Origin of the sequence: Mucilaginibacter achroorhodeus (assembly GCF_007846095.1) — a bacterium.
Taxonomy (GTDB): domain Bacteria; phylum Bacteroidota; class Bacteroidia; order Sphingobacteriales; family Sphingobacteriaceae; genus Mucilaginibacter; species Mucilaginibacter achroorhodeus.
Genome location: NZ_VOEI01000005.1, coordinates 115,229 through 134,415, shown reverse-complemented (window position 1 = coordinate 134,415; position 19,187 = coordinate 115,229). Strand labels below are relative to the sequence as shown.

General features: G+C 41.9%; 13 protein-coding genes. 9 read left to right on the top strand and 4 right to left on the bottom strand.

The window, feature by feature from the left end; all coding sequences use genetic code 11:
• The first annotated feature begins 19 nt into the window (after positions 1-19).
• The 4 genes from FPZ42_RS14405 (at position 20) to FPZ42_RS14390 (ending at position 3,486) form a co-directional block, all read left to right on the top strand.
• Complete coding sequence (locus tag FPZ42_RS14405) at positions 20-700, top strand: response regulator transcription factor (RefSeq protein ID WP_146272357.1); 681 nt, start codon at positions 20-22, stop codon at positions 698-700.
• A complete protein-coding gene (locus FPZ42_RS14400) occupies positions 697-1,944 on the top strand; it encodes a sensor histidine kinase (RefSeq protein WP_146272356.1) in 1,248 nt (415 codons plus the stop codon). The genes FPZ42_RS14405 and FPZ42_RS14400 overlap by 4 nt, the downstream gene beginning before the upstream one ends.
• A gap of 71 nt (positions 1,945-2,015) precedes the next feature.
• Positions 2,016-2,777, top strand: a complete 762-nt coding sequence (locus FPZ42_RS14395; RefSeq protein ID WP_146272355.1) for a hypothetical protein — start codon at positions 2,016-2,018, stop codon at positions 2,775-2,777.
• A 199-nt stretch (positions 2,778-2,976) separates the two neighbouring features.
• Entirely contained in the window at positions 2,977-3,486 is a 510-nt protein-coding gene (locus FPZ42_RS14390) for a VIT family protein (protein ID WP_146272354.1), read from the top strand.
• 74 nt (positions 3,487-3,560) lie between these two features.
• Here FPZ42_RS14390 and FPZ42_RS14385 read toward each other — a convergent pair whose 3' ends face one another.
• Positions 3,561-4,763, bottom strand: coding sequence for a sialidase family protein (locus FPZ42_RS14385; RefSeq protein ID WP_222431590.1), 1,203 nt, complete (start codon positions 4,761-4,763; stop codon positions 3,561-3,563).
• 254 nt (positions 4,764-5,017) lie between these two features.
• On the opposite strand from FPZ42_RS14385, the gene FPZ42_RS14380 reads away from it, so the two are divergent.
• From FPZ42_RS14380 to FPZ42_RS14365, 4 genes are read left to right on the top strand one after another with little or no spacing between them, the layout of a single operon-like run.
• Positions 5,018-8,035: a SusC/RagA family TonB-linked outer membrane protein gene (locus FPZ42_RS14380; protein ID WP_146272353.1), complete on the top strand. Its 3,018-nt coding sequence runs from the start codon at positions 5,018-5,020 to the stop codon at positions 8,033-8,035.
• Between the two features lie 22 nt (positions 8,036-8,057).
• Positions 8,058-9,650 (top strand): RagB/SusD family nutrient uptake outer membrane protein, encoded by a 1,593-nt coding sequence (locus FPZ42_RS14375; RefSeq protein ID WP_146272352.1) that lies wholly within the window; start codon positions 8,058-8,060, stop codon positions 9,648-9,650.
• Positions 9,651-9,700: 50 nt separating this feature from the next.
• Complete coding sequence (locus FPZ42_RS14370) at positions 9,701-10,777, top strand: phosphatidylinositol-specific phospholipase C1-like protein (RefSeq protein WP_146272351.1); 1,077 nt, start codon at positions 9,701-9,703, stop codon at positions 10,775-10,777.
• A 38-nt stretch (positions 10,778-10,815) separates the two neighbouring features.
• Positions 10,816-11,784, top strand: coding sequence for a metallophosphoesterase (locus FPZ42_RS14365; protein WP_146272350.1), 969 nt, complete (start codon positions 10,816-10,818; stop codon positions 11,782-11,784).
• Positions 11,785-11,956: 172 nt separating this feature from the next.
• Here FPZ42_RS14365 and FPZ42_RS14360 read toward each other — a convergent pair whose 3' ends face one another.
• Together FPZ42_RS14360 and FPZ42_RS14355 are read right to left on the bottom strand one after the other, a co-directional pair.
• On the bottom strand, positions 11,957-13,309 hold the full coding sequence (locus tag FPZ42_RS14360; protein ID WP_146272349.1) for an exopolysaccharide biosynthesis polyprenyl glycosylphosphotransferase: 1,353 nt from the start codon (positions 13,307-13,309) through the stop codon (positions 11,957-11,959).
• A gap of 217 nt (positions 13,310-13,526) precedes the next feature.
• The gene (locus FPZ42_RS14355; protein ID WP_146272348.1) at positions 13,527-14,387 is read right to left on the bottom strand and encodes an AraC family transcriptional regulator; all 861 of its coding nucleotides are present in this window, start codon (positions 14,385-14,387) and stop codon (positions 13,527-13,529) included.
• 225 nt (positions 14,388-14,612) lie between these two features.
• Here FPZ42_RS14355 and FPZ42_RS14350 point away from each other — a divergent pair, with 225 nt between their 5' ends.
• Entirely contained in the window at positions 14,613-16,814 is a 2,202-nt protein-coding gene (locus tag FPZ42_RS14350; protein ID WP_146272347.1) for a glycoside hydrolase family 3 N-terminal domain-containing protein, read from the top strand.
• 83 nt (positions 16,815-16,897) lie between these two features.
• Here the strand turns inward: FPZ42_RS14350 and FPZ42_RS14345 are convergent, their stop codons facing one another.
• Positions 16,898-19,159: a GH92 family glycosyl hydrolase gene (locus tag FPZ42_RS14345; RefSeq protein WP_146272346.1), complete on the bottom strand. Its 2,262-nt coding sequence runs from the start codon at positions 19,157-19,159 to the stop codon at positions 16,898-16,900.
• Positions 19,160-19,187 lie beyond the last annotated feature (28 nt).

The following is a 19,187-nucleotide window of genomic DNA, read 5'->3' as shown; positions in this document are numbered from 1 at the left end:
ATCGCACATTGTTAATACGTTGAAAATACTGGTTATAGAAGACGAACCCGGTCTGCGGGATGATATTAGTGCTTATCTTAACGCTGATGGTAACCTTTGCGAAAGCTGTGAAGACCTGACCACAGCTACCCAAAAACTCGCCATTTACACATATGATTTTGTATTGCTGGATATCGGCCTGCCGGATGGTGAAGGCTTTGCTATACTCGATTACTTGCGTACCAATAACAGAAGTGAGGCCGTTTTAGTAATATCAGCCCGTAACTCGTTAGATGATAAGCTTAAAGGCCTTAACATAGGTGCCGACGATTACCTTACCAAACCATTTCACCTGGCAGAACTTAAGGCAAGGTTAATGGCAGTTTACAGGCGCAAATCATTAAATACCAATAATCGTACACTGGTTTTTAATGAGATCAACATCGATCTGCATTCGAGAGAGGTAATTATCAACGACGAGCCGGTCATCCTTACAAAAAAGGAATATGATATGCTGCTTTACTTTCTTGCTAACAAGAACAAGGTTATAGCTAAAACGGCCATAGCAGAACACCTTTGGGGCGATGAAATGGATATGCACGATAATTTCGATTTCATTTATACGCACATTAAAAACCTTCGCAAGAAAATGGTTGATACCGGCTGCAATGATTACATCAAGTCTGTTTACGGTATAGGCTACAAATTCACTGTTTCATGAAATTAGCTGCACATTATACAAAAACCAGTATAATTACCAGTTTACTGGTATTGGTAGCAGGGGCTGTTGTATACTTTATCGCCATTAATTACGTAGCCGAAAAACAGCTTGATAAAGGCCTGACACAGGAACTTTACGAAGCTAAGGAATATGTCAGCAACAGTACCCTGCCGCCACAACGCTATGATGCCGACCAGGACCACGCTGTATTTACGCCAACAGATCAATCAGCTATTAAGCGGCGTTTTTTTGATACTACTTATCATAATTCCTGGGACCGCACAGTAGAACCCGGCCGTGCAGTTGAGGATCTGGTTAAGGTTAACAGTAAAAATTATAAGGTAACGATCACCATGTCGCGCGAGGGTACCGAGTTTTTGGTGGAGATCATCACTATTATCACCTTAGCGCTCATAGCCGGGCTGTTGGCAGTTTTATTCATCACTAATAAGTATTTACTGAAGGGATTATGGCAACCCTTTTTTAATACGCTGGGTCAAATAAAGGGCTTCGACATCGAAAAAAAGAACCTGAAATTGAAAAGCAGTGTTGTAGATGAATTTTCTGAACTGAACGAAGCGATAAACGGAATGGCGGCCAGAATAAGCACCGACTATCAGAACCTGAAACAATTTTCTGAGAATGCATCGCATGAGTTGATGACGCCCCTTGCCGTGGTGACCACTAAGCTTGATACGCTGATACAAGATGAACAGCTAACGGCAGATCAGTTGCAGCGGATACAGGATGTTTACACGTCTATCAATAAATCCGTAAAGCTTAACCAAACCTTATTATTGTTGGTAAAGCTGGATAATGAGTTGATCGCGGATAAAGAGCCGATTGATCTTAAGGCCTGCATTGCCGAAAAGATCCAGCAGTTCAATGAATTAGCCGCAGGAAAAGGTGTAGTGATCCATCAACAACTTGAAAACAAAACGCTTGAAGCAAGCAGGTATTTGTTAGATATATTACTTAACAATTTACTAAGTAACGCTATAAGACATAATTCCACAGGTGGTGAGGTCAAAGTAGATCTGACCAGCAACGAATTGATCGTCAGTAACACGGGCCCGGATAATCCTATTCCACCGGATAAGGTATTTGAGCGTTTCCATAAAGGAACAGCATCAAACGGTACAGGTTTAGGCCTTGCGCTTGTAAAAAATATAGCACAACAATTTGGCCTGCCTATAAGCTATTCCTTCTCCCGGGGATGGCACACCTTCACTGTAAAGTTTTAAAGGCATGCTGCCTTCTTCAAGATAAAATCAGATTTACCTGATAGGTTCGCCTCAGTAAAGCGGTCTTAAAAATGAAGAAGATATTTTTCCTGCTTATCCTGGCTTGCCATTGCTTCCCTTTATTGGCACAGGATAATTACGAAATACAGGTTTATGGGTCTGAAACTGTGGAAAAAGGCCGAACCATGGTTGAGCTGCACTCAAATAACACTTTAAAAGGCAGTAAAACCATTAACGAGTATGGGATGCTGCCTACCAACCACGTAGAACACGAAACAATAGAAATTACCCATGGCTGGACGCCGTGGTTTGAAACCGGCTTTTACTTTTTCAATTCCGTTGGCAATGATGGGCGATCGGCCTATGTTGGTTCTCATATACGCCCACGAGTTGCTGCGCCAACTGATTGGAAGTGGCCTGTTGGTGTTAGCTTGTCGCTTGAGTTTGGCTTTCAACGCTCGGCTTTTGACCCTAATACCGAAACATTGGAGATAAGACCTATAGTCGACAAAAAATTAGACAAGGTCTATCTATCCTTCAACCCTACCATGGAAAAAAGCTTCAGAGGACCAGACCGCAATGCGGGCCTCATTTTCTCGCCCAACTTAAAAGGCAGCTATGATTTAACTAAGGTAATAGCCCTCGGCCTGGAATATTATGGCAGCACGGGCCCATTATTCCACTTTAATCGGCTTGGCCAGCAGGACCATCAAATATTCATTGCAAGCGACCTCGATTTTAGTGCCAATTGGGAGGTGAATTTTGGCTATGGCATCGGTTCGCAACAGGCAGACAGGTCAATTATTAAATTAATATTGGGCAGACGGTTTTAAACGCTTATGCCAAATGGTACTCGAACTACAGATCAGAAGCTTCAAGATCGGGGCGTGAAAGCCTTTCGGTTTGGATACGCACTTAGTTAGAAGAAGGCACGATTAAAAAGCGAATTCGCAATGCTGTATCGTTTATAATTTGTCTAATTATCAGTATGTTGTATTTAAAACAATAGTATATTTTCTTAGTCTTGGATATATGTCAAATAAAAAAAATGGAAAAAGGGAAAGTGATGCGCAATACGTATTACAAAAAGTTCAGCCAGCACTATTAGGCCTGATGGACGGGTCTGTGTCAACGCTGGCGCCGCTATTTGCCGCTGCAGGATTGACACATCAAGCCCACAAAGCATTTTTTGTTGGGCTTGCTGCATCTCTTGGCGCTGGCATTAGCATGGGGTTAGCTGAAGCGTTGTCTGACGATGGAAAAGTTACCGGCCGGGGCAGCCCCATTTCAAGAGGTGTAATTACCGGTGTTGCTACGGCTATTGGAGGGATGTTACATACTTTGCCGTTTCTGATTCAAAATATTAATACTGCATTACACTTTGCTTACGGAGTTGTAGCTTTTGAATTGGTTGCAATTGCAATGATCAGGTACAAGTTCATGAAGTCGCCGCTTTGGTCAACCATATTGCAAGTAATTGTTGGCGGTGGTATCGTGTTCTTCTTGGGGATTTGGTTAGGTAAATTAGGTGTCAGCGATTAGCTGAACTAACTTTGTAATATTTTTTAATTGAAATTAATATGGCGACAACTAAACATTGCCGCCATATCACTTTCTTATTTCGAAAGCGACCAGTTGATCGATTTAAAAACAATTTCCCTGTAATTATCCTTTTCGTAAATAACACCCAGGTATTTATCCGATAACTTGACAAGATCACTGTACGCACTGTAGTCACCTTTGTAGCCTTGGGGTGCCTTTGCGATGGTGTAAGCAATTGGCCACGTCCCACCGCTATCTTTGCTGATACGCAAAGTAAGGTTATCCCTATTAACAATATCTCTTGCATTGCAGAAAGCTAATATAGCTTTGTCTCCTGTGAGACCTATATTGATGATGCTCCCCTGGCAAACGGGATCTGGCAGTTGTTTATCAAAATAAGTTTTGTTCCAGGTCTTACCGCCGTCGTTACTCAATGCTACTATTCGTTGTTTAATATCACCTAACTGGTTCCGGGCATTGATCATTAATCTGCTAACGGTTAGTTCAACAGCCATAGATTCGTTTCCACCCGAAATATTTACATCATTGCTTAGCTTAAAACTTCCACCGTGATCATCTGTGTAAAAGCCATGGATGCGGCCATCTGCATAATTTTTTTGCGGCTTACCGCTCGAATGATTTGCCGCGACATATATGCGTCCCTTAAAACGGCCTTGGGTTAGCTGGATTGCGTGGCCAGGGCCATTTGCATAGCTCCGCCAGTCCTCAGGATAATTGTAGGCGCTGTTTATCTGCGGTTGATTAGGCTTATGCACTTGACTTGTTATGTTTACCGGAGCTGACCATGTTAAACCGTTATCAACCGGGGTAATATACCATACCTCGCGCAAACCCTGCCCTTTCCTTATTTCATTCTCCGGTTTGTCGCCGGTATTATAGAACAAAAATACCCGTCCGCTGGGATAGCGAGGATCGTTTTTATCTACAACCGGGCCGGGATTATTAGCTTGCAGTGCATCATTAGATACTACAACATTAAGCGCTCCCCAATGCAACCCATTATCCTTACTTATCTTACTAACTATCTTTACATTGCCAAAGTCGCCTGCGTTGTTAACCCTGCCTTCACAAAAACCAATAAGATCATTATTAGGAAGTTTTATAATTGCAGGTATCCTAAAGCTTTTAAAGCCATCATTCCCTGATACAAATACAGGCACATCTTGTCCTACCGAGACTCGTCCACCAAAAACAGCATCAACACCCAGCTGACATAAAAAAACCTCATTAAAGTCATTTTCAAAATTGTATTTCACGTTGTTCCTGGGTCGCAACCTCATCATCCTAACAGTAAATCCAAGTTAAGGATCGTTAAATCTACCAGGCTCACTACCGCATTGTAATTAATTGTTACCTAACCATTATTATTCTGTTTACAAAACCGGGCAAAAATGACTGCATATGCTTCAACCGCAAACATAAGCTAATATTCAATTCACATTACGGCAACAGAACCGCCGTTACTTTGCACCAATTAAAAACACAACTCCCAAACTTCAAACAAATTATTATGAAACAAATTTACCAGCATTTTTTTGATGATGGCAAAATATACCAAAAGCGTTTTTTGCTTTTGCTATGTGCCTTCATTATCAGCGTGTTGCCGGCAATGTCGCAAACCGGCAGAACGATAAGAGGTACTGTAACAGACGAAACCCGCGAGCCGCTTCCCGGCGTATCTGTCGTTGTTGTTGGCACCAACACAGGTGTCATTACCGATGCAAAAGGTAATTACGCACTTAATGTATCGGGCGCTAACGCAACCATCAGATTCAGCTTTATAGGGTATTTGCCTAAAGATGTGATTGTAGGCGCAAGCACAACCATCAATGCTAACCTTGTTCCGGATGCTAAACAACTTAAAGATGTTGTAGTAATTGGTTACGGTACAGCGAGCAAGAAAGATGTTACCGGTGCTATCACTACTTTAAAATCAGAAGAGTTTAACGTAGGTGCCACCACCACGCCTGCCGAACTTCTGCAGGGTAAGGTAGCAGGTTTAAATATCACAAAAAGCGGCGACCCTAATGCTGCTCCATCAGTGGTATTAAGGGGCCCTTCAACCATCCGCTCAACCGGTGGTGCACAGGAGCCGTTCTACGTTATTGACGGCGTGCCTGGTGCTTCTATCGATGTACTTGCCCCATCAGACATTGAAACAATCGATGTGTTAAAGGACGCATCCTCGACAGCAATTTACGGTTCACGTGCGGCCAATGGTGTTATCATTATCACCACAAAAAAATCTAAATCGGGTCAAAGCCATTTAAACTACAGTGGATATGCTACTGTGCAGGAAGTATCTAAGAAGATAAATATGCTTACCGGAGATGAGTTGCGTAAATATCTTGCGGATAACGGCGTTGCTCCTTTAGCAAAACCACTTGATGATGATGGCTCTAACACTAACTGGCAAAACCTGGTTGAGCGCAACGGCTATTCGCAAAACCACAACTTAAGCTACAACGGTGCAAGCAACAGTGCTGATTATGGCGCCAGCGTTAACTACTTTAAAAATGAAGGTGTGCTTAAACGCACCGCTCTTGAAAGAACGATTTACAGAGGTTACGTAAATCAGCGCTTTTTTGATAACCGCCTGCGTTTAAACTTAAACCTTACAAACAGTAACACAAATAGCGATGATATTTATCAGGTCAACGTATTGCCTGCTATGCTGTTCTATCTACCTACTGTAGGCCCTTTTAATCCCGATGGCAGCTATAAGGAAAACTACACCCGTACCGGTAGCGGAACCTTAAACCCGCTATCGTTATTGGATAACAATACCATAAAGATAAATGATAACAAAACATTGATAAACGGTATCGTTTCGGTTGACATTATCAGGGGTTTAAAATTCACCCTTAGTGGTTCACAGCAGCGCGACCAGTATAACTATAATAGTTACCTGAATAGTAAATCAGGTTTAGCGGTAAACCTTAACGGTGTTGCCCGTCGTTCGGCTATTTTAAACACAAATAATATAATCGAGTCGTATTTTAACTACGATAGAGAATTTGGCCGTCACTCATTAAAGTTATTGGCAGGTTACTCTTACCAGCAAAACAAAACCAATAACGGCTTTGGTGTGCAAACCCAAAACTTTAGCAACGACAACCTTACTTACAACAACTTGTTCTTATCAAACCCGGCATCAGTATCACAGATTGCTTTTGATAACGCGCCGATATCAACGCTTCGTTTAATATCATACTATGGCCGTGCGCAATACCAGTTTGATGATAAATACCTTGTACAGGCATCACTACGTGATGACGGGTCTTCAGCATTTGGTGCTAACCACCGCTATGGTCTGTTCCCTGCGGCATCTGTTGGTTGGAGGATCATCAATGAAGACTTTATGCAAAAACTACCTGCGTTCAGCGACTTAAAACTTCGTGCGGGTTATGGTAAATCCGGTAACAGTGTTGGTTTTGATGCATTCTCGTCAATCCTTATTTACGGTACACAAACCGTTAACGGTGCCAGCAGCAAATTCCTTTCAAACGGAAACATCACCAACGCCATTGGCCCTGTGCGTAACGAGAACCCCGACCTTAAATGGGAAAGTACCGCTACCACCAACATCGGTTTAGACTTCGGCTTATTTAAAAACCGCATTACCGGTTCGGTAGATTACTACATTAAGAAAACATCTGACCTTATCTACGATCAATATCCGGTGTCGTTGACCCAGTATTTCACCAATACTATCACCGCAAACGCAGGTAAGATAAGCAACAAAGGTATCGAGGTGGTTTTAAGCGCAACCGCAGTTAAAACAAACTCTTTCAGTTGGAGAACATCTATCAACGCGTCACACAACAAAAACGTAGTTGAAAGTTTATCAAAAGGCCAGTTCAACCTGCCATCATTCTACACCGCTCAGTTGGGTGGTAAAGGCCAGTCAGGTAACTTCAGCCAGATTGTACAGCCTGGTCAGCCTATCGGTACATTCTATTTATGGCACTATGTAGGTAAAAATAAAAACGGTGTAAGTACTTATCAAAATGCTGCTGGCAACACCATAGCTACGCAACCGTTAACCACAGACCAACGTATTGCAGGTAATGCACAGCCAACCTTAATCTACGGTTGGACCAACACCTTTACCTACAAAGCCTTTGACCTAAACTTCCTTATAAGAGGCGTAACCGGTAACAAAATATTAAATGCAACCTTAGCTAATCTAAACAATCCGGCAGATGCTAAATTGCAAAACATACCAAGATTTACTTTAGGAGAATCATTCAAGGATATCAATGCCTATCTGATATCAGACCGTTTCCTTGAAAGCGGCTCATACCTGCGTTTAGATAACGCCACCTTAGGTTACACCATTAAGCCAAAAATTCCGGCTATCAAATCTGTTCGTTTATACCTATCAGGTAACAACCTGTTTGTGATCACCAAATACAGAGGCATTGATCCGGAGATCAATATTGGTGGTTTAACACCGGGTATTGATAACAACAACTATTATCCAAAAACGCGTACGTTCTTATTTGGCTTAAACGCGTCATTTTAACTAATCCCAACGATAAATTATCATGAAAAAGATATATTCATTATTAGCAGGATGCGCGGTTATAGCTGCCGTTAGCTCTTGTACCAAGTTAGATGTACCTGTAGAATCGCAGTATGTGAAATCTAACTTCCCTTCTACTACCGCCGATTATAATGCCTTAACAGGTACTATGTACTCAAACCTGTCATCAAACTTTGCAGTAAACTACTGGAGATTGCAGGAACTTTCTACCGACGAGGCTATCCTTCCTGCACGTGATGGTAACTTTGATGATGGTGGCCAATACCGCCAGCTACACTACCACACCTGGACAGCAGACCACCCTACCGTTACAGCCATATGGCAATGGGGTTTCAGTGGTATTAACACCTGTAACCGTCTGTTAACCGTAATTGATGCAGCTAATTCGCCGGCTTCTGTAAAAACTGCTTACACCGCAGAGATAAAGGCAATGCGTGCTTTGTACTACTACTTTATGATGGATACTTACGGTAACGTACCTATCATCACTTCTTTCCCGGTTGCTAACCCGCCTGCTAACCAGCCGAGAGCTAAAGTTTTTGACTTTATAGAAAGCGAATTAAAAGCGGTGTTACCGTTACTACCTGCAAAAAGCAACAGCCTTGCAACCAATACCATGCAATATGGCCGCCCAACTAAAGGGATGGTATTTGCATTGCTTGCTAAAATGTATTTGAACGCACCGGTTTATAATGGTACCAACCGCAACCAGGATGTTGTAACCATGGCAGACAGCGTACAGCGTAATACTAACTACTCGTTAGATGCAAGGTTTCGTGATATCTTCCTGCCTAACAATGGCCCTCAGATAAACGAAACAATTTTTGCAATCCCTTATGATCAGCAAATACCGGGTAACCAGTTCACCCGCTTTGGTTTCTTTTTCTACCTGGCGCAGGCATATGGCTTTAATGTAAACCTAAGTATCGCTATGAGCACTACGCCGGAGTTTTACAATCGCTTTAATATACCAAACGACTTCCGTACCAAGACCTGGTTAGCAGGGCCGCAATACTACCCAGATGGCAACGGCGGTTTTACCAGTCAACCGGTTTATTATCCTAATACCACCACCCAGATCAATATCAATCCGGTGCTAACATTGGTTCCGGGCAAGCCAATGGATTTAGGTAATACCATCGCAAGCCAATCTGAAGGTGTGCGTTCTATTAAATACTACCCAGATCCGCAGATCATCCAATCAACCCGTTTAAATGGTAACGACGTTCCTGTTTTCAGGTTAGGTGATGTTTACCTGATGAAAGCTGAAGCCATTTTACGTGGTGCTACCCCAACCGTTATCAATGGTGATGCACAAACACCGCTTACTTTGGTAAACAAACTGCGCGCCCGCGCCGGTGCCCAAACAGCGCAAAGCATAGACCTGAACAGCTTGCTTGACGAACGCGCACGTGAATTATCATGGGAAGCATGGCGCAGGAACGACCTGATCAGGTACGGTATTTTTGAGAAAGAGTATCCGCTGCCTAACGATAACCTGAAGATGAATACAGACCCTACCCGCAGGTTGTATCCAATACCTTCAACAGAATTGAAAACTAACCCTAACTTAGTTCAAAACCAGGGTTACTAAAATACCAGAAGCACAGCCGGTTTAAACCGGCTGTGCTATTTTATAATATTATGAAAAATCTACTAAGCATATTTCTAATCACTCTTTTACCGGGTATTGCTAACGATGCTCCTGGCGATAACACACCCATAAACCATTTGCAAATAATAGGGTCGCACAATAGCTATAAAAGAGCCATTGATCCCAAGCTATTTAAACTATTGCAAAAGGCCGACTCTATATCCATGTCTAAAATAGATTACGAGCATATTAGCCTTTCGGAACAGCTTGGCCTGGGTTTGCGTAACCTGGAAATTGATGTTTATGCAGATACCGCCGGTGGTAAGTATGCCCATCCTAAAGGGCTTGATATGGCTCCAGGGCAACCTGCCTATGATACGGAAGGCCTGATGAATAAGCCGGGTTTTAAGGTTTTTCATATACAGGATATAGACTATCGTACTAATTGTGCAACGTTTGCACTTTGCCTGCAGGAATTAAAAAAATGGTCAGAAGCGCATCCTAACCACTCGCCCGTTTTCATAACCATGAATGCTAAAGATGAACCTATGAAAAGGCCGGGCTTTACTATCCCAGATAAGTTTACGCCTGCTATTTACGATAAGCTGGATAAGGAGATATTAGATAATTTAGGACCAAAGCATCTGATAACCCCTGACGACGTCCGAGGCAAATACCAAACACTGGAACAAGCGGTATTAAAAAATAATTGGCCAACATTGAAACAAGCCAGAGGCAGATTCATATTCCTTTTGGATGAAACTGCGCCAAAAAACCTGGAATATGTAAAAGGCCATCCATCATTAAAAGGCCGCGTATTGTTTATCAACGCGGAGCCGGGCATGCCAGAAGCGGCCATCTGCGTATTAAACAACGCCAAAAAGCAGCTAAGTGAAATAACGTCTCTTGTTAAAAAAGGCTACATCGTTCGTACCCGCGCAGATAGCGATACCGAAGAAGCTCGTACTAATGATAAAAGCAGTTTTGAAGCCGCAATGCGTTCAGGTGCGCAGCTAATCTCAACAGATTACTATAAAAAAAGCACTCATTTTAAATCAGATTATGTTGTGAGTTTCCCTGATGGCGGATACTTTCGCATGGATCCTGTTTTCAGCAAAAAGAATTAATCTCATCATATTAGCTTAGCAATAACAACAGATACGACATGAAACGCAGAAACTTCATTAAAAACACTGCCTTAACAACTTTAAGTGCATCGCTGGTTAGTCCGCTTGTGGCCTTGGCCGAAAACCGGGAAGTTACTCATTTTGAAAGTGAAGACCTTTCGGCAACTTCGCTGAAAGATGAGTATGATGTGCATTTTATCGCCCTTGGCGATTGGGGACGTAACGGCGAGTACGACCAAAATGAAGTAGCCAAACAAATGGGCTTGTGGGCTAAGAATAACCCACATGATTTTGTGGTATCTGTTGGCGATAACTTTTATCCAAAAGGTGTTGTAAGCGAGCATGATCCGCTTTGGAATTATTCTTTTGAAAATATTTACACCGCACATTCTCTCCAGTGCGATTGGTACCCGGTATTAGGCAATCACGATTACCACGCCGAACCCGAAGCGCAGATAACCTATAGTAAGGTTAGCCGCCGCTGGTATATGCCGGCATTATATTATACCAAACAATACAAACTGGGTAATAATGATAAGCTTTTAATGCTTTTTATAGATACAGACCCCATGCTGCATGCTGATAAAAAAGAATATGTTGATAAGCAAATGGCGTGGATAGATGAACAGTTAAAAAAAGCCGGCGATGTTAAGTGGAAAATGATCATTGGTCATCATCCGTATTATACCGTTGGTCCGCGTATCAAGAACTATGATACCTTAACCGTTCGCGAAAAGCTAAGCCCGGTTTTTAAAAAGTACAATGTGGATGTATACCTCTCGGGCCATGATCATTCCTTGCAGCACCTGAAGCCTGAGGGTGTTACTCACCAATTCATCTCAGGCGCCGGATCGGAGCTTACCCCTGTTTCAGAAGGTATCGCTTACAGCCGTTTCCAGGCTTCAGACCATGGCTTCATGTGTTTCGCCATTAACAACAGCAAGATCAGCGTAAAGGCGATCAATGCGACAGGTAAAATCCTTTATCAAACGGAGCTAACTAAGTAAGGTTATCAGCAACTAATTTCGCCGAATTGAGCCGTTATAGATTAATGCGATTAGAATATTACCGCTAAGTTTTGAGCAAAAGTTTGATATGGAAGTTATGTCGAGATGTCAGTAAATAACAAAGGGAATCGATTTATAAATCGATTCCCTTTTATTTTGAAGCCTTAAGCTATTACTTTCCTTTTAGCTGGGCCATTACTTTTATTGTCTTCAAAATAACAGACATCTCGTTATTGAAATTCATATTATTTAAGTAAACAAGGTCATGGTCTACACGATCGCACATCTGATCAAGGTTTTCTGCATAGCCATAATTAACTTGCCCCATTGAGGTAAGTCCTGGTTTTAGCTTCATCAACTTTTTGTAGTTTGGAGACCGCTGAATTAGCTGATCGATAAAGTACTGACGTTCGGGACGTGGACCAACCACAGACATGTCACCTTTAAGTACATTCCAAAACTGTGGTAGCTCATCTAAACGAGATTTGCGTATAACTCGTCCCCATTTCGTAATTCGTGGATCGTTATCTTTTGACAACTGAGGGCCTGCAGCTTCCGCGTTTACACGCATGCTCCTGAATTTATAAATTTTAAAAGGCTTACCGTTTTTACCTATCCGTTCCTGTGAGTAAAAAACAGGACCTTTTGATGTAAATTTGGTTACAATTGCCAGCATTATAAATACCGGACAGCCTGGTATCATTACAAATAATGAAAACAACACATCAAAAGATCTTTTAAAAGCTTTCACTTTAAAAGACATCTCCGGGTTATGCGATAACTGAATCACAGGCAGATTACCATAATTAACAACCTTCGCTGTATTGTTTTCTAACACAAGGTCTGAAACAAACTTGATGGCAACGTTGTGATGGTCCCCAAAATCAACAATTTGTTCAACAAATGATGGCTCTAAAGCTTTATAACAAACAAACACCTCTCTAATTTTGCCATCTATAATTCGTTCAAATAATCTTGGCAGATCAATGTCATTTGAAATGTCCTCAAATAATGCCTGGTTTATTTCGTAACCGTATTCGGGATGATTATAAAATGTATTCTTCAGCTTTACAGTAGCATCAGGTGTACCAATTATCAGGATTTGCTTGTTATTAAATCCACGCATCCTGATGCTGTCTAACACCGCAAATATCAACGAACGTTCAACAACCATTAACGGGACAAAAACAAGGTAAGTAAATATGATCTGGGTTCTGCTTATATCGAAAAACTTAAAGAAATAAATGATACTTAACACTAACATCAAGTGGTAAGCCACCGAAGTGAAAAAAGAGCTCAGATTTTGCCTTAATACAAGCGGGCGATCAATGTAATAATTCTTCGTTAGAGAAGATATTGTGATCCATGTGAGGTTTGCCAGCAAAAAGAAATTGTCCATCTGTATTTCCGATGAATAATACCGGAATACAAAGTAGCTTGATATTGTTATAGCAAGATTTAGCATAACAAGATCGCTAACAAAGGTGAAAGGCTTAAGTAGTTTAGAGTACCGTATTGGTGCCATAATTTGTCTGTAAAGTTAAACAAAACTTTCTGAAGTTCGAAATAATCAACTGTCAGATGTAATTGTTACTAACTTTACAACGATTGTTGCCTTTTGTTTGATTTTTTTTAAAAAACTCTAAAAAAAAGTATTCCCCAAGGTTTTAAATTGAAAATCTGCCTTTTAGCTATCAAATAAAGGGATGTAATGAGTTATACTACAGATCGGCTATTACGTTTTAACTTGTAATTTTTTGTTGAAATAATAAAGGCGTAGTACCTTTAATTTTTTTGAAAGCTTTGTGAAAACTTGTCAAATTTCTAAAGCCTGCCTCATGAGCGATCTGTTTCATGCTCATATCTTCTTTGTGGATCAGTTTACAGGCGTAACCTATCCGCATCTTCCATATAAAAGAAGATAGATTATCATTCATCCTCGCTTTAAAGTAACGGCATAACGATGTGGGGTTCATTGCCGCTACTTCTGACAGATCGTTAAGCGATATACTTTTTTGAAGGTTCTTAGAGATATAATCTACAATAAGGTCTATTCTCTTGTCATCGTATACCGTAGTTTGCCCAAATCCGCTTGTTACCAAACTTTTTGTAGTTTGGTCGTATGCTATGAGTCCTAAAGCTTTAATAAGCAACGCAAGTCGCTCATAACTCCTGGCATTGGTCATTTGTATAAGACACTCCGCCACCTGCCCAGCCGAAGCGCCGACTTTGACTCCTTGTTTAGAGCTTTCCAGTAATTTGAAAACCTCATGGCACTCGGGTAAATTAAAAAATGTGTTACCGCAAAAGTTACGCTCAAAATGTATCACGTACACTTCAACCGGTTTGCTGTTGTCGGTTAAAAAGTACTTTTCTTTAAATCGCCAGTAATGTTCTAAATGGGGGCCGATTAGCAGGATGTCGCCATCTGAAAACTCAGTGATACTGTCACCTATATATTGGGTACCACTTCCCTTTTTGAAATAGATGAGTTCAAATTCCTGATGGTAATGCCAACGGTTATTAATGCAGGGTAAATGATCAACCCTAAAGCTGAAAGATGCGTCAGTTTCGCTACCAGATTTTATTAAATTTGGTTTCATATTAATCGGGGCATTAAAACACCCTTAAATTATGATAAAATTCGTAAATAAAAAGGCAATTAGATTGAATTTTAACATTTAGGATATTGCTAAACCGATTTATTTTAACGAAATGGCGTATAAATCTTTTTAATTTTTTTATAAAGTACCCTGTTCATTTCATTTTTATCAGTTAGATTATCCAATAAAATGCATCTTTATCAATACTTTTTAAAATTCAACATTATGTTTCGGATTGTTTTGAAGCTTCGGTCGATATTTTTTTCAAAATCAGGTGCACTATCTTTATCGTTTTACATCTTGTTTCTCCTGCCAGCAATAACATTCAATGCAGCAGCACAAACCGGTTACAAAGACCCATCTTTGCCCATTGACAGCAGGGTTCAGTTACTGATAAAGGAATTAACACTTGAGGAAAAGGTCTCCCTTTTAGGCTATAGAAGCAAAGCTGTTCCAAGGTTAAATATCCCGGCTTATAACTGGTGGAACGAGGGTTTGCACGGTGTTGCCAGGGCTGGTAATGCTACGGCATTCCCTCAATCTATCGGCATGGCAGCTACGTTTGATGAGGACCTTATACAATCCGTAGGAAATACTATTTCTACAGAGGCAAGGGCTAAGTACAATCTCTCCACCGCTAAAAACAGGCATTTACAATACATGGGCTTAACCTTTTGGACACCCAACATCAATATTTTCAGAGACCCAAGATGGGGCCGCGGCCAGGAAACCTTCGGCGAGGACCCTTTTCTGACCTCAAAAATAGGTGTTGCCTTTGTTAAGGGTATACAGGGTAATGATCCTTTGCACCTAAAGGCTGCAGCTACAGCCAAACACTTTGTGGCTCATAGCGGCCCCGAGGCTACAAGAGATTATTTCAATGCCATTGTAGATGAGAAAGACCTGCGCGAAACTTACTTATACGCCTTTCATAAATTGGTTGATAATAATGTTGAATCGGTAATGACGGCTTACAACCGTGTAAACGGTGTACCTAATTCTATTAACAAAGTTCTGATTGGTGACATACTTAGAAAGGAATGGGGCTTTCAAGGGCACGTAGTTACCGATTGCGGGGCTTTAGATGATGTGTTCACTACCCACAAAACTCTTCCTAACGGTGTTGAGGCAGCGGCCGCTGCTATAAAAGCGGGCGTTGACCTGGATTGTTCAAGCGTTTTACAAAACGACATTGTAGAAGCTGTAAAACAAAAGCTACTAACTGAAAAAGAAATTGATACCGCTTTAGGACGGATACTTAGAACGCAGTTTAAACTTGGTTTCTACGATGACCCTGAAAAAAGTCCGTTCTACGGTTACCGCGCGGATAGCATCCATAACAACAACCATGTAGAGCTTTCCCTTAAGGCAGCCGAAAAAAGTTTTGTACTGCTAAAAAACGATAAGAATATACTACCGCTAAACCGCGACAATTACAGCAGTATTATGGTACTTGGGCCAAATGCCGCCAATCTTGATGCCATGCTTGGAAGCTATCACGGTGTAAGCAGTAAAGTTGTAAACTTTGTTGAAGGTATAACAGCTGCCGTTGACCCGGCAACGCGTGTTGAGTACGACTTGGGTTGCGACTACCGAGATACCGTGCACTTCGGTGGTATTTGGGGTGCAGGTAACGCAGAACTGACTGTTGCTGTGTTAGGCCTCTCACCAGTTTTGGAAGGCGAGGCCGGAGATGCTTTCTTATCAGATAATGGCGGCGACCGCAAAAATTTAGACCTGCCCGCAAGTGAAATTGCTTTTATGAAAGCTTTGCGCAAAGGGGTTAAAACCCCAATAGTAGCTGTAATAACCGCAGGCAGCGCAGTGGATGTTTCTAAAATTGCTGCTTATGCCGATGCTATTATATATGCATGGTACCCAGGAGAACAAGGCGGTACCGCTTTGGCGAACATCCTGTTCGGAAAGGTTAACCCTTCTGGTCACTTACCGGTTACTTTCTACAAATCAATAACAGATCTTCCGGCGTATGATGATTACCACATGAAGGGCCGCACCTACCGCTATTTTGATAAGCCTGTTGAGTATCCATTTGGTTTTGGTTTAAGCTATACCACCTTTGCTTATAGCACAACAAAAGCACCGGCAACATCCTTTAAGGCAAATCAAACCATTAGCATGGCGGCCAACGTTAAAAATACAGGCCCGGTTGATGGCGATGAAGTGTTACAAGCATACATTGTTTACCCGCAAACCAACGGCATGCCGCGCAAAGAGTTAAAGTTCTTTAAACGCATATCAACCAAAGGCGGCGAAACCCAATCTATAAACGTTGAGATACCTGTTAGCGAATTACAGAAATGGGATACCAAAGCACACAAATTCAAATTGTTCCCTGGTAATTATCAGTTGGTTTTAGGCAGCAACTCTGCCGATAAAAAACTGAAATACAATTTCAGCATCAAATAAAACTGATGATAGGTAAAAGCAAAAGCCGTACGTTGATAGCGTACGGCTTTTATTTTTTATGAGCGAATTATTTTGAGTCAAATTTAGTTCACAATCGATTTAGGCCGATCCGAAACAGCTGTTCCAAACGCTCCGGGTTTATCAGTCATCGTGATCACCATATCCCCGCCGGCAACCAGATCGGCGTGTTTGAAATAGCTTTTAGTGTAAGCTTTACCATTAAGCTGCACACTGCTGATGTATTTATTTTTAGCGCTGTTATTTTTAACAGTTATTGTAAACTGCTTGCCCGATGGCAAATTGATCACCGCACTATTAACATTAGGACTGCCAAACACGTAAGTACCGTTCACCGGGTTCACCGGATAAAAGCCCAGCGTTGACAACACGTACCAGGCCGACATTTGGCCAACATCTTCGTTACCAATGATACCGTCTGCTTTGGTTGTATAGAAGTTGTTGAGAATGTAGCGCACCTTATCTGCCGTTTTCCAGGGCTGACCAACGTAGGCATACAAATAGGTGATATGGTGGCTCGGCTCGTTGCCATGAGCGTATTGGCCAATCAGTCCGGATATATCAGGTGAGTGCTCTGCACCAAGGTCACCGCTAACTGTGAACAGCGAATCAAGCTTTTTAGTGAAAGATTTTTCTCCTCCTAAAAGTTTGATCAGGCCTTCAACATCATGCGGTACCAGCCAGGTATATTGCCAGGCGTTCCCTTCCGTGTAGTCATCCTTCTCGTGCCTTGATTCAAACGGACTAAAAGGTGTGCGCCAGGTATCGGCTGTTACCTTGCCGCGCATAAATCGGGTTTGCTGGTCAAAATACTTCTGGTAATTTTTAGCCCTGCCGCTAAAGTATTTGTAGTCGTCGGTCTTGCCCAGCTTTTTTGCCATTTGGGCAATGCACCAATCGTTAATGGAATATTCGAGCCCCATAGCAACAGATTCGCGTGAGCTATCCGCCGGGATAAAACCTTCGCGTTTGACATATTTAAGTCCGCGCAGGTCCAGCATTTGGGTAGCTTTCACAGCCTCGTATGCAAGATTTACATCAAAACCCTTAAAGCCTTTAAGGTAAGCATCAACAATTACCGGCACTGCGCTATTGCCCACCATTGTGTTGGTTTCATTAGCCATTAAATGCCAAACCGGTAAACGGCCTTGCTGCTTGTAGATATTAAGCATGGTATTTACCATGTCTGGCACCCTATCAGGCTGCATTATAGTGTAAAGCGGGTTTGCAGAACGGTAAGTGTCCCAAAGGGAAAAAGTAGTCAGGTTTTTAAATGACGCATCTTTATGCACCTTTTTATCCGTGCCCCAATATTCGCCGTTAACATCGTTGAATGTTGATGGCGCTATCATGGTATGGTAAAGTGCTGTATAGAATTTTTTAAGTTGTGCCAACGAATCGGCCTTTATGGTAACCCTACCTAATTCCTTATTCCAGGCCATATCAGCATCCGCCGCAACTTTGTTAAAATCCCAATCTGGTATCTCCGTTTTGATGTTTTGTGATGCATTTGCACAGCTCACCGGCGATATGCCCACTTTTATCTGAAGCTTTTGCGATGCATTACTATTAGCAAAAGTTACAGCACACCTGCTGTTCTTACCGGTAATGGTTACACCCTGCTTAAGTGCGGTACTGTCGTAAACGGCAAATTTTGCTATCGGCTTTGAAAACACAGCGGTAAAATAAATACGCTGTGCCGGCGCCCATCCTCTTGAGAAACGGTAACCTTCAATAGTGTATTTATCTACTTGCTTTATATAGGCATCGGTGGTCCGGTCGGCTATGCCTTCGGTAAGATCGATAATTACGTTAGCCTGCTTACCTGCCGGGAAGGTATATTGATGGAAGCCAACCCTTGTTGATGCCGTAAGTTCTGCTTTGATGTCATAGCGCTTTAATTTAACGCTGTAATAGCCGGGTTTAACTACTTCGTCTTTATGGCTAAATAATGAGAAATAGCCATTAGCAGGATCAACCAGGGTACCTTTATTAACGATGACTGGACCAGTAGTGGGCATAATTGATACATCACCCAGATCACCTATTCCCGTGCCGCTCAGGTGTGTGTGTTGAAAGCCGATTATGGTGGAGTCTGAAATATGATAACCGGAACACCAATCCCAACCTTTTGAAATATTAGTTGGCCCCAATTGTACCGCGCCGAATGGCACATTGGCACCAACAAATACGTGGCCGTGAAAACCGGTACCAATGTATTGGTCTACATACTTTGTTAAGTTTTGCTTTGCTGCCCTATTTTGCGACTGCGCAACATTTGGAAGCGATAAAATGAATATAGCGAATAAGAAGAACTTGTTTTTCATCTTTTTAGATAACATCTTTCCCAGAGTA

Excerpts from the sequence above, each read along its gene's own strand:
- FPZ42_RS14400 (WP_146272356.1), top strand. The coding sequence starts at position 697 with ATGAAATTAGCTGCACATTATACAAAAACCAGTATAATTACCAGTTTA.
- FPZ42_RS14395 (WP_146272355.1), top strand. The coding sequence starts at position 2,016 with ATGAAGAAGATATTTTTCCTGCTTATCCTGGCTTGCCATTGCTTCCCT.
- FPZ42_RS14390 (WP_146272354.1), top strand. The coding sequence starts at position 2,977 with ATGTCAAATAAAAAAAATGGAAAAAGGGAAAGTGATGCGCAATACGTA.
- FPZ42_RS14380 (WP_146272353.1), top strand. The coding sequence starts at position 5,018 with ATGAAACAAATTTACCAGCATTTTTTTGATGATGGCAAAATATACCAA.
- FPZ42_RS14375 (WP_146272352.1), top strand. The coding sequence starts at position 8,058 with ATGAAAAAGATATATTCATTATTAGCAGGATGCGCGGTTATAGCTGCC.
- FPZ42_RS14370 (WP_146272351.1), top strand. The coding sequence starts at position 9,701 with ATGAAAAATCTACTAAGCATATTTCTAATCACTCTTTTACCGGGTATT.
- FPZ42_RS14365 (WP_146272350.1), top strand. The coding sequence starts at position 10,816 with ATGAAACGCAGAAACTTCATTAAAAACACTGCCTTAACAACTTTAAGT.
- FPZ42_RS14360 (WP_146272349.1), bottom strand. The coding sequence starts at position 13,309 with ATGGCACCAATACGGTACTCTAAACTACTTAAGCCTTTCACCTTTGTT.
- FPZ42_RS14355 (WP_146272348.1), bottom strand. The coding sequence starts at position 14,387 with ATGAAACCAAATTTAATAAAATCTGGTAGCGAAACTGACGCATCTTTC.
- FPZ42_RS14350 (WP_146272347.1), top strand. The coding sequence starts at position 14,613 with ATGTTTCGGATTGTTTTGAAGCTTCGGTCGATATTTTTTTCAAAATCA.
- FPZ42_RS14345 (WP_146272346.1), bottom strand. The coding sequence starts at position 19,159 with ATGAAAAACAAGTTCTTCTTATTCGCTATATTCATTTTATCGCTTCCA.